The organism is Curtobacterium sp. CFBP9011, assembly GCF_034045095.1.
Lineage (GTDB): Bacteria > Actinomycetota > Actinomycetes > Actinomycetales > Microbacteriaceae > Curtobacterium.
This window is the reverse complement of the sequence record NZ_JAXCWN010000008.1, coordinates 20514-34254: the sequence shown is the minus strand read 5'-3', so window position 1 is coordinate 34254 and position 13741 is coordinate 20514. Positions and strand designations below refer to the sequence as shown.

At 72.1% G+C, this 13741-nt stretch carries 16 protein-coding genes and 1 riboswitch; of the genes, 10 read left to right on the top strand and 6 right to left on the bottom strand.

What is annotated here, in order from left to right:
• The first annotated feature begins 77 nt into the window (after nt 1–77).
• Together SOM35_RS15050 and SOM35_RS15045 are read left to right on the top strand one after the other, a co-directional pair.
• Nucleotides 78–716 carry a TetR/AcrR family transcriptional regulator gene (locus tag SOM35_RS15050; RefSeq protein ID WP_301222494.1) on the top strand — a complete coding sequence of 213 codons (639 nt, stop codon included), beginning with the start codon at nt 78–80 and terminating at the stop codon, nt 714–716.
• A 162-nt stretch (nt 717–878) separates the two neighbouring features.
• Entirely contained in the window at nt 879–1199 is a 321-nt protein-coding gene (locus SOM35_RS15045) for a hypothetical protein (protein ID WP_253464970.1), read from the top strand.
• 57 nt (nt 1200–1256) lie between these two features.
• Here SOM35_RS15045 and SOM35_RS15040 read toward each other — a convergent pair whose 3' ends face one another.
• Together SOM35_RS15040 and SOM35_RS15035 are read right to left on the bottom strand one after the other, a co-directional pair.
• Nucleotides 1257–2204, bottom strand: a complete 948-nt coding sequence (locus SOM35_RS15040) for an aldose 1-epimerase family protein (RefSeq protein WP_320516015.1) — start codon at nt 2202–2204, stop codon at nt 1257–1259.
• Nucleotides 2201–3046, bottom strand: coding sequence for a DeoR/GlpR family DNA-binding transcription regulator (locus SOM35_RS15035; RefSeq protein ID WP_221851256.1), 846 nt, complete (start codon nt 3044–3046; stop codon nt 2201–2203). Before SOM35_RS15035 ends, SOM35_RS15040 begins: the two co-directional genes overlap by 4 nt.
• Before the next feature lie 63 nt (nt 3047–3109).
• Between SOM35_RS15035 and galT the strand changes: the two genes are divergently transcribed.
• Entirely contained in the window at nt 3110–4207 is a 1098-nt protein-coding gene (gene galT, locus SOM35_RS15030; protein ID WP_320516014.1) for a galactose-1-phosphate uridylyltransferase, read from the top strand.
• Nucleotides 4204–5346 carry a galactokinase gene (galK, locus tag SOM35_RS15025; RefSeq protein ID WP_320516013.1) on the top strand — a complete coding sequence of 381 codons (1143 nt, stop codon included), beginning with the start codon at nt 4204–4206 and terminating at the stop codon, nt 5344–5346. Before galT ends, galK begins: the two co-directional genes overlap by 4 nt.
• 286 nt (nt 5347–5632) lie before the next feature.
• Here the strand turns inward: galK and SOM35_RS15020 are convergent, their stop codons facing one another.
• Both SOM35_RS15020 and glyA read right to left on the bottom strand, forming a co-directional pair.
• Nucleotides 5633–6565, bottom strand: coding sequence for a tetrahydrofolate dehydrogenase/cyclohydrolase catalytic domain-containing protein (locus SOM35_RS15020; protein WP_308118775.1), 933 nt, complete (start codon nt 6563–6565; stop codon nt 5633–5635).
• Nucleotides 6562–7851 (bottom strand): serine hydroxymethyltransferase, encoded by a 1290-nt coding sequence (gene glyA, locus SOM35_RS15015; RefSeq protein WP_414648580.1) that lies wholly within the window; start codon nt 7849–7851, stop codon nt 6562–6564. Before glyA ends, SOM35_RS15020 begins: the two co-directional genes overlap by 4 nt.
• Before the next feature lie 69 nt (nt 7852–7920).
• A riboswitch (ZMP/ZTP riboswitch) is annotated at nt 7921–8006 on the bottom strand.
• Nucleotides 8007–8044: 38 nt separating this feature from the next.
• On the opposite strand from glyA, the gene clpS reads away from it, so the two are divergent.
• Nucleotides 8045–8332 carry an ATP-dependent Clp protease adapter ClpS gene (gene clpS, locus SOM35_RS15010; protein ID WP_111052343.1) on the top strand — a complete coding sequence of 96 codons (288 nt, stop codon included), beginning with the start codon at nt 8045–8047 and terminating at the stop codon, nt 8330–8332.
• A complete protein-coding gene (locus tag SOM35_RS15005) occupies nt 8329–8805 on the top strand; it encodes a DUF2017 family protein (RefSeq protein ID WP_320516012.1) in 477 nt (158 codons plus the stop codon). Before clpS ends, SOM35_RS15005 begins: the two co-directional genes overlap by 4 nt.
• 96 nt (nt 8806–8901) lie before the next feature.
• Here SOM35_RS15005 and SOM35_RS15000 read toward each other — a convergent pair whose 3' ends face one another.
• A complete protein-coding gene (locus tag SOM35_RS15000) occupies nt 8902–9765 on the bottom strand; it encodes an NmrA family NAD(P)-binding protein (protein WP_320516070.1) in 864 nt (287 codons plus the stop codon).
• Between the two features lie 93 nt (nt 9766–9858).
• Here SOM35_RS15000 and SOM35_RS14995 point away from each other — a divergent pair, with 93 nt between their 5' ends.
• Genes SOM35_RS14995 through nagA form a run of 4 tightly spaced genes read left to right on the top strand, consistent with a single transcriptional unit; the run spans nt 9859 to nt 12812 of the window.
• A complete protein-coding gene (locus SOM35_RS14995; RefSeq protein ID WP_301223517.1) occupies nt 9859–10323 on the top strand; it encodes a MarR family winged helix-turn-helix transcriptional regulator in 465 nt (154 codons plus the stop codon).
• A gap of 4 nt (nt 10324–10327) precedes the next feature.
• The gene (gene purU / locus SOM35_RS14990; RefSeq protein WP_111073844.1) at nt 10328–11197 is read left to right on the top strand and encodes a formyltetrahydrofolate deformylase; all 870 of its coding nucleotides are present in this window, start codon (nt 10328–10330) and stop codon (nt 11195–11197) included.
• An 8-nt stretch (nt 11198–11205) separates the two neighbouring features.
• The gene (locus SOM35_RS14985; RefSeq protein WP_301223518.1) at nt 11206–11613 is read left to right on the top strand and encodes a YrdB family protein; all 408 of its coding nucleotides are present in this window, start codon (nt 11206–11208) and stop codon (nt 11611–11613) included.
• Nucleotides 11610–12812, top strand: a complete 1203-nt coding sequence (gene nagA, locus SOM35_RS14980; RefSeq protein WP_320516011.1) for an N-acetylglucosamine-6-phosphate deacetylase — start codon at nt 11610–11612, stop codon at nt 12810–12812. Before SOM35_RS14985 ends, nagA begins: the two co-directional genes overlap by 4 nt.
• Here nagA and SOM35_RS14975 read toward each other — a convergent pair.
• On the bottom strand, nt 12806–13618 hold the full coding sequence (locus SOM35_RS14975) for an L-threonylcarbamoyladenylate synthase (RefSeq protein ID WP_253465002.1): 813 nt from the start codon (nt 13616–13618) through the stop codon (nt 12806–12808). The two genes, nagA and SOM35_RS14975, sit on opposite strands and share 7 nt — an antisense overlap.
• Nucleotides 13619–13741 lie beyond the last annotated feature (123 nt).

The window sequence follows — 13741 nt, the reverse complement described above, 5'->3', positions numbered from 1 at the left end:
CTCGTCGTCTCGCACCGCGGACAGGATGCTCGTTGTGGGGGTACCCCGGCACGGCGACGATGTGATGTGGTGCTGACATGCCCAGCCCCACCATGGACTCCGCACCGCACGACGACGTCTTCACCCGTACACAGATCGTCGACGCGATGATCCGGGTGCTCCACGAACTGCCCCTGCACGAAGTCACCCCTGCCCGCGTCGCCGACGAGGCGAACGCCACCCCCGAGACCCTCGACGCGTCGTTCCCGAGCTGGGACGGCCTGCTCCTGGCGACGATCGACCGGTGGAACGACCGCCGCACGACGCCGCTGACGCCCCTCGCCGCCGAGTTCGGGACCATCCGGTTCCTCCGCGCGATCGTCACCGCCAACGTCGAGGACCCGTCGCTGATGCGCTTCCTGACCTCGACGCTGAACATCGCCGCAGCGCCGAAGCACCCGCTCGCGCCGATGCTGCACGCCCGCTGGCGCAAGTTCCACGCCTTCGTGCAGCAGAGCCTCATGCAGGACATCGCCGCCGGTCGCGAGCCGCACACGATGGAACCGTCCCGCGGTGCCGAGCAGCTCCTGGCCACGTACGAGGGGCTCCAGCTGCAGTCCATGGTCCGGCCGGAGATGGACCTGCTCGAGTCCTTCGACCGTGCGGTGACACGTCTCCGCGAGGGCTGGTCCCGCGAGTACGTGCCGCCGGTGTGGGACCTGGGCCGCGCCAGCTGACGTCTCGGGGTACAAGTCGTCCCCAGGTGATCCATGGCCGGCACTCTGTCCACATCAGTGCACCGCTCAGCCGGCTGGTGGATTCGCCTCGATATGGTCGTTCCTGGTTCCGCTCACCGCGGGACACCAGCACTGAACGAACCACACCGAACGGGGTACATCGTGATCGAGCCCATCGACGCCACGCAGACCAGCTCCACCGGTGACGCGCGCCGCCTCGTGGAGCTCGCCGCCGTCACCGGGACGACCATGAGTGACGAGCTGCTGCTCGACGCACTGCGGCGCGGGGCCGCGGTCAGCGTCCGCCACATCCGCAAGGACTTCACCGAGGTCGCGACCGCCACCGCCGTGCTCGGGTACGTCGTCCGCCAGCGCAAGGACTTCCTCGCGCTGCGCGGCGATGACCCGGCGTGGGCGCAGGAGATCGGTCGCTACCCCAGCGAATCACTCGCCGTCGAGGCCCTGCGGATGCGCCGGGGCTGACCGGAAGTCGCGACGGCGACCACCCAGCCAGGTAGCCAGCCAACCAGTGACGGCGTGTCAGGACCAGACGCGGCGGATCCCCCACGAGCCCGTCCAGGACTCGTCGGCTCCCAGCCAGCGCAGCCCCTCGCCCGAGTTCAGCGCGTCGGCGGGTGCGGTCATCGGCTCGACGGCGACCGCCAGCCCCCTGCCGTCTCCGCGGGGGAACTCGCGCGATGTGAAGACCTGCACGTAGGGGAACGAGGCGTCCTGCCACAGCTCGACACCGTCGCCCTCCGGCCCGTGCAGCGTCGTGCGACGGATGCCCTCGTCGTCGGGCGTCACGTCCGTGTAGGCGGTGTCCAGGTCGGAGTCGCCCGCACGGCGGCCCGCGCGGAGATCCAGGTCGGTGCCCGCGACGGGCTGCGTGCCGTTCGGGATCTTCCGGTCGTCGACGGTGAACGCCGTCGCGGCGTCCAGCCGGACGACCAGGTCCTCGGCCGGGGTGTCGCCGGCGCGCAGGTACGGGTGCGACCCGATGGCGAACGGCGCCGGGCGACCCGAGCGGTTCGTCACCGTGTGGGTGATCCGGATGCCGTCCTCGACCAGCTCGTGGTGCACGCGGGTCTCGAGGGTGAACGGCCAGCCGTGCTGCGGGTGGATCGTGGCCTGCTGCTCGATCGACGACTCGGTCTGGTCCACCACGCGGTACGGCGCGAAGCGGAGCAGCCCGTGCGACGCGTTGCCGTACTTCGGCTCCGAGATGTCCAACTGCTGCGTCGCCCCGTCGAGCTGCCAGGCACCTCCGGCGACGCGGTTCGGCCACGGTGCGAGCACGATGCCGTTCGCCCCGGCCGGAGCCTCGCTGGCGGGGAACGGCTCGGTGAGGTCGAAGCCCGCGACCCGGAGTTCGCGGATGCCGGCGGCCACCTCGGTGACGACGGCCTCGACGACACCGTCCGGTCCGGCGTGCCGCAGGTGGTACTGACCGCCCGTGGGGGCTGCTGTGCTGGCCGCTGTGCTCATGGGGTCTGCTTCCTCTCCGATGCGCGGGTCGTCCCCGCTGGTCCGTCCGCGACGACCACGTGGACGCCGGCCGCCCGGATCGGGTCGACCGCGTCCGCGCTGACGCCCGCGGTGACGACGACGTCGACGTCCTGCAGCGTGCTCACCACGCCGATGTCGGCCCGGCCGAACTTCGACCCGTCCGCGACGACGACGGTACGCCTGCCCGCCGCCGCGAGGACCCGCTTCGCCTCGGTCTCGGGCAGGTTCACGTTGGTCAGGCCGTGCGCGACGTCGAGCCCGGTGCCGCCGAGGAACACCAGGTCCGCGGACAGCATCGGCAGCACGGTCGCGTTGAACGGTGCGACGAGCGAGTGCTGCAGCGGTCGGAGCGTGCCCCCGGTGACGACGACGGTGAACCGCGGGACGGCCCGTTCGAGCGCGAGCGCGGTGGTGAGCGAGTTCGTGACGACCGTGACGTCGACCAGGTCCTCGCGGGCGACGAGGGCCTCGGCGACGGCCGCGGGCGTGGTGCCGACGTCGAGGACGATGCACTGCCCCGAGCGCACCAGGTCCGCCGCGGCACGGCCGATCGCGGCCTTGGCGGTGCTGTTCTCGACGGCGGTCTCCTCGAGCGGGCGCTCACGCGACCCGGCCCCGAGGCGGACGGCACCGCCGTGCACCCGGCGGATCCGGGCCTCCCGGTCGAGCGCGGCCAGGTCCTGGCGGACCGTCACCTCGCTCGTGCCGACGGCGGCGGCCAGCGCCGCGGTCCGGACCATGCCCGGGGCACCGTCCAGGAGCGCGACGATGCGGTCCTGGCGCAGCAGCGCCGGCAGGACGGGAGGCTCGTCAGACGTCACAGCACGAGTTTCGTCTGCTTCCACTTGCTTTCGCAACCCTTCGCGCGAGGGTAGAGTGCAGCGGTGATCACGAAACGTGCGACGACGCTCGCGGACGGCCGCGACCTCTTCTACTTCGACGACGCCGACTCGACGCTGCCCGCCGAGCGCAGCATCGACGAGCGCGTCCTGGACCCGCGGCCGGCGACGGCCCGGATGCGCCAGGACGTCCTGACCGGCGAGTGGGTGTCGATCGCGAGCGCGCGGCAGAACCGGGTGTTCCTGCCGCCCGCCGACCAGGACCCGCTCGCACCGCAGACGGCCGCGAACCCGTCCGAGATCCCGAGCCGGTACGACGTCGCGGTGTTCGAGAACCGGTCGCCGTCCTTCGGGCCGGACCTGGTCGGCGACGACGCGCCGTCGACCCTCGAGTCGCTGTCGGACGTCGGCCTGAACCGGCAGCTCCGCTCGGTCGGCCGCTGCGAGGTCGTCTGCTTCTCCCCCGAGACCAGCGGCTCGTTCGCGTCCATCTCCGAGTCGCGTGCCCGCACCGTCGTCGAGGCCTGGGCGGACCGCACCGCCGCGCTGTCCGCGATGCCCGGCATCCAGCAGGTGTTCCCGTTCGAGAACCGGGGCGAGGCGATCGGCGTCACCCTGCACCACCCGCACGGCCAGATCTACGCGTACCCGTACGTGACCCCGCGCACGCAGCGACTGCTGTCGTCGATCGAGCGCTTCGGCCCGGACCTGTTCGAGCAGCACCTGGCGAACGAGCGCGGCTCCGAGCGGGTCGTCCTCGCCGGCGAGCACTTCACCGCCTTCGTGCCGTTCGCCGCGCGCTGGCCGATCGAGATCCACATGCTGCCGCACCGCCACGTGCCGGACTTCGCCGGGCTCACCGACGCCGAGAAGGACGAGCTCGCGCACCTGCACCTGCGGCTCACCCGCGGTCTCGACGCCCTCTACGGCGACCCGACCCCGTACATCGCCGCGTGGCACCAGGCCCCCGTGCACACCGGCCGCGACACCGTGCGGCTGATGCTGCAGATCACGTCCCCGCGTCGGTCGGCGGACAAGTTGAAGTTCCTGGCCGGCAGTGAGGCCGCGATGGGCGCCTGGATCGGGGACCTCGTCCCGGAGAAGGCCGCCGAGTTCATCCGAGGAGGGATCGAACGAGCATGACGTTCCAGCAGGTGTTCGGGTACGAGCCGGCGGTGCGGTACTCCGCCCCCGGCCGCGTCAACCTGATCGGTGAGCACACCGACTACAACGACGGGTACGTGCTGCCCTTCGCGATCGACCGGCGGACCACGTCGGACATCGCGCCGCGCGAGGACCGGGTCATCCGCGTCGCGTCGTCGTTCGACCCGGAGGGCGGCCCGGTGTCGCTGTCCCTCGACGAGCTCGACCCGGCCCGCATGACGGGTTGGTCGGCGTACGTCTTCGGCATCGCCTGGGCGCTCCGCGAGCAGGCCGGCGCGGATCTGTCGGACCGCACCGGGTTCGACGTCTTCATCGACTCGGACGTGCCGGTCGGCGCCGGACTGTCGTCGAGTGCCGCGATCGAGTGCGGTGTCGCCCTGGCGTTCACCGACCTGTGGGACCTCGGGCTCGACCGGAAGACCCTGGCCCGCGTCGGCCAGTACTCCGAGAACCACGCCGTCGGTGCCCCCACCGGCATCATGGACCAGTCCGCGTCGCTGCTCGGCGAGCAGGACGCCGTCGTGTTCCTCGACTGCCGCACGCTCGACACCGCCGTGGTGGACCTGGCGCTCGAGGCGAACGACCTCGAGATCCTGGTCGTCGACACCCGCGTCGAGCACGCCCACGCGACCGGCGGCTACAAGGCCCGTCGTGACTCGTGCGAGAAGGGCGCCGAGGTGCTCGGTGTCCCCGCCCTCCGCGACGTGTCGGTCGACGATCTGCCGCGTGCCCAGGAGCTGCTCGACGACGAGACCTTCCGTCGGGTGCGTCACATCGTGACCGAGGACCAGCGCGTCCTCGACACCGTCCGGACGCTGCGCGAGCAGGGGCCCCGGGCGATCGGCTCGTTGCTCGTCGCCTCGCACGAGTCGATGCGCGACGACTTCGAGATCTCGGTGCCGGAGCTCGACCTGGCGGTGTCGACCGCGGTCGAGCACGGCGCCGTCGGCGCGCGCATGACCGGTGGCGGGTTCGGTGGCGCGGCCATCGCGCTCGTCGACCGGGAGGCCCGTGACCGGATCGCCGCGGCCGTCACCGCAGCCTTCGCCGCCGCCGGGTACCGCGAGCCGTCCGTGTTCACGGTGCGCGCGGCGCAGGGCGCGCGCCGCGACGCGTAGCGCGCGGCCGCGGGCGCGCGCCGCGCCCTGCCGCACCTGCGGCGCCTACGCACAACAGCAACCGCCTCGCACCACGGGAAACTGTGGCGCGAGGCGGTTGCGGTTCTGCGGGTGCCGACGGTGCCACGCGCCGTCCGGCGCCGCCGTCGTCGGCGCGCGCCGCGCCTCCCGGCCGCCGCGCCAACCGAGGCTCGGCCACGAGGACCCGACTCGGCGCACGTGCGCCGCATTCTGTCCGCACAGCCGAGGCTCGGCCTGGCGGACCCGACTCGGCACGGCAGCGCGGCTAGTGCAGGTGGCGCTCCGCCGCCTCGACGACGTTCTTCATGAGCATCGCGCGGGTCATCGGACCGACACCACCCGGCGTCGGCGACAGGAACCCGGCGACCGAGGCGACCGCGGGGTCCACGTCGCCGCGGAGCTTGGCCTTGCCCGTACCCTCGTCGAGTACGCGACTGATGCCCACGTCGATGACCGCCGCGCCGGGCTTCACCCAGTCCGGCTGCACCAGCCCGGCGACCCCGGCGGCCGCGACGATGATGTCGGCACGGCGGCACTCGGCGGCGACGTCCTCGGTGAGCGAGTGCGTGAGCGTCGCGGTGGCCTCGAGGCGGGTGAGCAGCAGTCCGAGCGGCCGGCCCACGGTCAGACCCTGGCCGATGATCGTGACGTGCTGGCCCCGGATCGGGATGTCGTACGCCTCGAGCATCGCGACGATGCCGCGCGGGGTGCACGGCAGCGGGGCGTCGATCGTGCCGGCACCACCGGGGACGGCGAGCACGAGCTCGCCGAGGTTCGTCGGGTGCAGGCCGTCGGCGTCCTTCGCGGGGTGCATCAGCTCGAGCATCGGGATCGGGTCGATCCCCTGCGGCAGCGGGAGCTGCACGATGAACGCGGTGACCCGGGGGTCGTCGTTCATCTGCAGGATCGCTCCGCGGATGTCCGCGGCGCTGGCGGTCTCCGGCAGGTCGATGCGGATCGAGTCGAGCCCGATCTGCGCCGAGTCGCGGTGCTTGCCGGCGACGTAGGACACCGAGCCGGGGTTCTGTCCGACCATGATCGTGCCGAGACCGGGCCGGAAGCCGTGGTCGTGCAGCCGGTCGATGCGGACCTTCAGGTCGTCGAGTGTCCGGGCGGCGAGGGCGGTGCCGTCGATGCGCACGGCGGAGCCCTCCCCTGCCCACCGCTCGGCGGGCAGGGGGACCGTCGTGTCGCTCACGCGTAGAGCGGGAACGCGTCGGTCAGGGTCTTCACCCGGGCCGAGAGTGCTGCCACGTCGGGGTTCGGCATCAGCGTCAGCGCGATGATGTCCGCGACCTCGGCGAACTCGGCGTCGCCGAACCCGCGGGTCGCCAGCGCCGAGGTGCCGATGCGGACACCCGAGGTGACCATCGGCGGACGCGGGTCGAACGGCACCGAGTTGCGGTTCACGGTGATGCCGACCTCGTGCAGGAGGTCCTCGGCCTGCTTGCCGTCGACCTCGGACTCGCGCAGGTCGACGAGCACCAGGTGCACGTCGGTACCGCCGGTCAGGACGTCGATGCCCGCGCCCTTGGCGTCGGGCTGGGTCAGACGGGCCGCGAGGGCCTGGGCGCCGCGGATGGTGCGCTCCTGGCGGTCCTTGAACTCCGGGGTGCCGGCGAGCAGGAACGCGGTGGCCTTCGCCGCGATGACGTGCATGAGCGGGCCACCCTGCTGCCCCGGGAACACGGCCGAGTTCAGCTTCTTGAACAGTGTCTCGTCGTTGGACAGGATGATGCCCGAGCGGGGGCCGGCCAGGGTCTTGTGCACGGTCGAGGAGACGACGTGTGCGTGCGGGACGGGCGACGGGTGCAGGCCCGCGGCGACGAGACCGGCGAAGTGCGCCATGTCGACCCAGAGCTTGGCGCCGACCTCGTCCGCGATCTCACGGAACTTCGCGAAGTCCAGCTGGCGCGGGTACGCCGACCAGCCGGCGATCAGGACCTTCGGCTGGTGCTCGATGGCCTTGGCGCGGATGTCGTCGTAGTCGACCTCGAAGGTCTCCGGGTCGACGCCGTACGAGACGGCGTTGTAGATCCGGCCGGAGAAGTTCAGCTTCATGCCGTGGGTGAGGTGACCGCCGTGGGCGAGCTCGAGGCCCAGGATGGTGTCCCCGGCCGAGGCGATGGCGTGCAGGACGGCGGCGTTCGCGGTCGCGCCGGAGTGCGGCTGGACGTTGACGTACGCCGCACCGAAGAGCGCCTTCGCACGGTCGATCGCCAGCTGCTCGGCGACGTCGACGTACTCGCAGCCGCCGTAGTAGCGCTTGCCGGGGTAGCCCTCGGCGTACTTGTTCGTCAGGACGGAGCCCTGCGACTCGAGGATCGCGCGCGGCACGAAGTTCTCGGAGGCGATCATCTCGAGGAAGTCGCGCTGACGCCCGAGCTCCTGCTGCAGGACGGCGGCGATCTCCGGGTCGACCTCGGAGAGGGGGGCGTTGAAGGACGACTGGGTCGCTGCGGGCGACAGGTCGGTGATGGACACGGGACTCCTCGTTGTCTGGCGCGCCGGGGCGCGACACCGCCGAGCAGACGCACGACGGGGTGGACGATTGGTTGCGGCCCAGGCGTACGGCCGCGCACCGTGTCAGGTGTCGCTTCCCGATGGTGACCCATCCAACGCCAGTCGCGACCCCTCGATCGTACCGAGGCCACCGGTTCGTGTCACCCTTGACTCCATGACCATGCTGAGTCCGGACGTCGACGAGCGGACCTCGGTGCGCGCGGACGTCCCGTGGACGACCGTGGTGTGGGACGACCCGGTCAACCTGATGTCGTACGTCACCTACGTCTTCGAGTCCTACTTCGGGTTCCCGCGCGCGAAGGCCGAGCGGCTGATGCACCAGGTCGACTCCGACGGCCGGGCGGTCGTCGCGACCGGCCACCGCGAGGAGATGGAACGCCATGTGGAGGCCATGCACGGCTACGGCCTGCAGGCGACCGTCGACCGGGCCCCCGCCGCGTGATCCCCTTCGTCCGCCGCGCCGACGGCGTGCACCTCGGACTGGCCGCCGGCGAGCGCGCCGTCCTCACCTCGCTGGTCGAGCAGCTGCGCCAGGTCCTGGACCACGACCTGGCGACGGACCCGGTTGCGGTCCGGATGTTCCCGGACGCCTACCCCGAGGACGACGAGGCCAGCGCCGAGTTCCGCCGCTTCACGCAGGAGGACCTGCGCACGGCCAAGTCCGCGAACGCGGCCGTCGTCCACGAGTGGCTGACGGGTTCCCGCGAGGGCGCACTGAGCCGGTCGGACGAGCAGGCGTGGCTCCGGTCGCTGACGGACCTGCGGCTGACGATCGCGGACCGGCTGGGCATCGTCGACCGTGCGACGGCGGACAACGGGCTGGACGAGGACGACGGCAGCGTCGGGCTGCGGGACGTCTACGACTGGCTCGGGTACGTGCAGGAGCACCTGGTCGTCACGATCTCCGCACGCTGACGGCGCTGCTCGCCGGTGCGTCTGCCGGACGGGAGGCACGCAGCACGGCCGCCACGGGCCTCCCGTCCGTCCCGTCCCGGTCTCGCGACCGGCGGGTCACCGCCCCAGCAGCTCCCGCCGGTGTGCCCGCGCCCACCCGGAGAGCGGGGTCGCCGCGTTGCCGGTGATCCGCTCGACCTCGTGCGTGAGCACGTCGACCCCGTCGAGCCCCCGACGCGCGACCACGCCGAACTGCTGCCGGAGCCCCTCGGCCTGCCAGGCGGGCATGCCGGTCAGACGCAGCATGCCGCCGAAGACCCGACTCGGCAGGTGCAGGTAGCGCACGGGCCGGCCGAGTCCGCTGCTGAGTTCCCGGGCGACACCGCGGCCGTCGAGCAGTTCCGGCCCGGTCAGGACGGGCTCGTCGCCGTGGTGGACCCCGCCCTGCAGGACCGTGCTGGCGACGCGGGCGATGTCGAGCGTGTCGATCCAGCCGATGACGCCGTCGCCCATCGTCTGTGGGAAGACCCCGCGGCGGATCGCCGGTCCGGAGGGGACCAGGTTCGTCATGAAGCCGGACGGGTGCAGGATCGTGCGTTCCAGGCCGCTCGCCCGGACTGCCCGGTCGATCCGCCAGATGGCACTGGCCCAGGGCATCGGCGAGTGTTCCGCCGCGTCCCCGCCGGAGAGCTGGACGATCGCACGGACCCCGGCGGCACGGGCTGCGTGGACCGCGGTGATGCCGTGCTCCGCCTGGCGTTCGGTGGCGGCGGTGACGATGAACAGCTGGTCGACGCCCTCGAGTGCGGTGGTCAGGGCCTCGCCGTCGTCCAGGTCGGCGAGGCGGGCGTCGATGCCGCGGTCCTGGAAGGCCCGGACCTGGTCGGGGCGGCGGACGACGGCACGGACGTCGGCGCCGTCGGCGTGCAGCATCTCGATGGTCTTGCCGCCGACGTCGCCGGTCGCGCCGGTGACTGCGATGGTGTCGCATGGTTCCTCCTGGTGGTGCGGGCCGGACCCGCGGCGTTCGGTATCAGCTTTCTGATAACGAACGCTACGCCGTACGATCGACGTGTGCCCCGGGAGTTCTCAGCGACGCGAGACGACGTCGACGCCATCGCCGCGTGGACCGTGATCCGGGCCGCGCGCGAACTCGCCCGACGCCTGGCGGCCGAACTGGACCCGCTCGACCTGACCCCGGTCGAGTTCGGCGTCCTCGTGCAGCTCGCCGCGGCCGACGGGCTCAGCCAGGCGGACCTCGCACGAGCGGTGGGCGTCCGGCCGCAGAGCATGACGCCGCTCGTCACCGGACTCGGCGAGCGCGGGCTGCTCGACCGGGGCACGGAGCGGGGACGCGGCCGGCTCTCCCGGATCCGACTGACCCCGGCGGGCCGCGACCTGCTGAGCCAGGCGTACCCGGTCGTGCACGCCAGCAACCGGTGGTTCGGCGACGACCCCGACGGCAGCGCCGCCCTCGTCGCGACCCTGCGCCCGCTGCTCGGTGACGCCAGCGACCCGGTCGACGCCCCGGTACCCTGAACCGGTGACCGACCCGACGCCCGAGAACCCCACGCACTGGACCCTCACGCTGGTCTGCGACGACCAGCCGGGCATCGTGCACGCCGTGTCCGGAGCCGTGGTCGCGGCCGAGGGCAACATCACCGAGTCGCAGCAGTTCTCGAGCGCCGACACGAACACGTTCTTCATGCGCCTGCAGGTGATGGCGCCGGTCGACCGGCAGACCTTCCAGGAGTCCCTGGCCCCGGTCGTCGAGCGCTACGGCATGCGCGTCCAGCTCGACGTCGTCGGTCGTCCGATGCGGACCCTCGTGCTCGTGTCGAAGGCCGGGCACTGCCTGAACGACCTGCTCTACCGGCAGCGCGGCGGCCAGCTGCCGATCGACGTGCCCCTGGTGCTGGCGAACCACCCGGACCTGGCCGAGCTGGCGTCGTTCTACTCGGTGCCGTTCGAGCACCGGCCCGTCACCGACGCCGAGTCGAAGGCCGCCATGGAGCGCCGGATCCTCGAGGCGGTCGACGAGCACGACATCGAGCTCGTCGTCCTCGCCCGGTACATGCAGATCCTCTCCCCCGAGCTCTGCGCTGCCCTGGCCGGTCGTGCCGTGAACATCCACCACTCGTTCCTGCCGGGCTTCAAGGGCGCGAACCCGTACCGGCAGGCGCACGCCCGTGGCGTCAAGCTCATCGGTGCCACCGCCCACTTCGTCACGAGCGACCTGGACGAGGGGCCGATCATCGAACAGAACGTCGTCCGCGTGGACCACACGAAGGAACCCGCCGAGCTCGTGTCGATCGGGCAGGACGAGGAGTCCCGCACCCTGACCCAGGCCGTGCGCTGGATCGCCGAGGACCGTGTGCTCCTCGACGGTGCGCGCACGATCATCTTCAAGTAGGGCCGGTCATGCGCGACGCACCCCGCAGCCCGATCGACCCCGGTGACGACCACGTCCCGGTTGCTCCGGCCACCTCGCAGCGACGGATCGACGTCTGGAGCGTCGTCCGGTTCGTCGTCTGCGCCTTCGGCCTGCTGTCCCTGGCGTACTGGGGGTACCTGACCTGGCCGTACCCGTTCCCGGCCCTGTTCTTCATCGTCGGCGCACCGCTGTTCGCCGCGGTGGTCTGGTACTTCTTCCGCTCGCCGCGCTCGCCGATCGAGACCGACGTGGTCGGCAAGACCATCGTCGAGGTCGCCCTCGTCATCGCGGCCGGCGCCACCTGGATCTCGCTCGGCCACCCGGCCGTCGGACTCGTCTTCGTCGTCGTGGCCGCCGTCAGCGGGATCGTCACGGCCCGGCGGGAGACCGCATGAGCGACGCGCGCCTCCCGTCCCGCGTCGGCCGTCCGTCCGACGCGGGTCGACCAGACGACCTGGAGACCCGCACCACCCTGGTCCGCGCCGCCCGCCTGGTCGACGGGGCCGGCCCCGTGCCGGACGGGTGGGTGCTCGTCGGCGGAGAAACGATCCTCCAGGCCGGGACGGGCGTCGCACCGGACGCGGACGAGGTCGTCGACCTCGGCGACGCGACCCTGGTGCCCGGATTCGTCGACCTGCACGGACACGGCGGGGCGACCCAGGCGTACGAGGACGACGACTTCAGCGCGGCCCTGGCAGCCCACCGGGCGCACGGGACCACCCGCTCGGTCGTGAGCCTGGTGGCGAACCCGGTGCCGGACCTGGTGCGCTCGCTCGGGCGGATCCGCGACGTGATGGCGACTGATCCACTGCTGCTCGGGGCGCACCTCGAGGGGCCGTTCCTGTCGCCGGACAACAAGGGTGCCCACAACGAGGACTTCCTCGTGGCTCCGACACCCGCCGCCGTCGAGGCACTGCTCGCCGCAGGCGAGGGCGTGATCCGCCAGGTGACGATCGCGCCCGAGCTGCCCGGTGCACTCGAGGCCGTCCGCCGGTTCGTCGAGGCCGGGGTGACCGTCGCGGTCGGGCACACCGTCGGCACCTACGAGCAGGCGCGCGCCGCGTTCGACGCCGGCGCGACCGTCCTGACGCACGCGTTCAACGCGATGCCGGGGCTGCACCACCGCCGCCCCGGGCCGATCGGTGCCGCCGTCGAGGACGAGCGGGTGACCCTCGAACTCATCCTCGACGGCGTGCACGTGCACCCGGCTGCCGCACGCACGCTGTTCCGCGCCACCCCCGGCCGGATCGCCCTCATCACCGACGCGATGGGGGCCGCCGGCGCTGCCGACGGCCCCTACCGACTCGGGTCGCTCGACGTCACCGTGACGGACGGTGTCGCGCACGTCACCGGGACGAACACGATCGCCGGCTCGACGCTGACGCAGGACGTCGCGCTGCGGAACGCCGTGCGGCTCACCGGGCAGTCGCTGCCCGACGCCGTGGCGGCCCTGACCAGCGTGCCGGCCCGGGCGATCGGACTCGGCGACCGGTTCGGACGGCTCGCGCCCGGGTTCGCGGCGGACCTGGTCGCGCTGTCACCGGCGCTCGACGTGCTCCGGGTGTGGGGCGCCGGGCAGCCGCTCGATCAGTAGTACTCGCCCTGCCGGTAGTCCCAGCTCGTGAACGTGTCGGCGAGCAGGCCCATGATCCGGTCGACGGCCAGGCCCTTCCGGATCAGCGTCGGCGCCGGGGTCACTGAGCGCTGGCCGTCCTGCTGCGGCACGAGCACACCGGCCGCGTCCACCATCGAGACCATCACGCCCTGTTCGTAGCGGGTCTCGGCGGTCGCCTCCGGCTGGATCGAGGCCACGTAGTCGTCGGCCTCGATGACGACGTCGGCGGACTCGGCGATCCGCTCGCCGATGCCGGCGACGACACCGCGGTTGCCGGTCCCCGACGGGTTGGCGGAACTGGCGAACGCGAAGCGGCCGTGCTGCGTCCAGAGCTCGCGGGCGGCGAGTTCACCGGGGACGCCGAACTTGATCACGAAGCAGGACGTGCCGCGGGTGTCCGTCATGAGCTCGTCGGAACCGTCCTCGGGCAGCGCTGCACGTCCGGCGTCGCTCCACGGCAGGATGCACCCGAGCAGGACGTCCTCGTCCCAGCACCGCTGGTACAGGGCGTCGATCTCGGGGGTGAGCTGGGCGATGGACCGGAGCATCTCGAGCGAGCTGACGAGCACGACACCGGGCTTGTTCCGGTTGCGCTGCTTCGCGTCGAACTTGCGCTCGAGGCCGGCGCGGTCGGTGGTCATCAGGATGTAGCCGACCTTGGTCGGCACGACGGCCAGGCCGCCCGGGCGGAGCAGGGCGTCGACGGCGGTGCGCGGCACGCCCTCGGTCCAGTGCTCGGTGGTCGTGGTGGGGATCGCGGGGGTCACGGGGGTCTCAGCGCTCATCGGGTCCTCGTCGGCTCGTCGTCGGCTTTCGTCAGACGGTCGTCTGACAGCGGGAGCCTAGGGAGCGTTCGGACCCGGCGGAGCACTCCTGTGGGAAGTCTCCGGAGCCTCGGACCCGGCGGT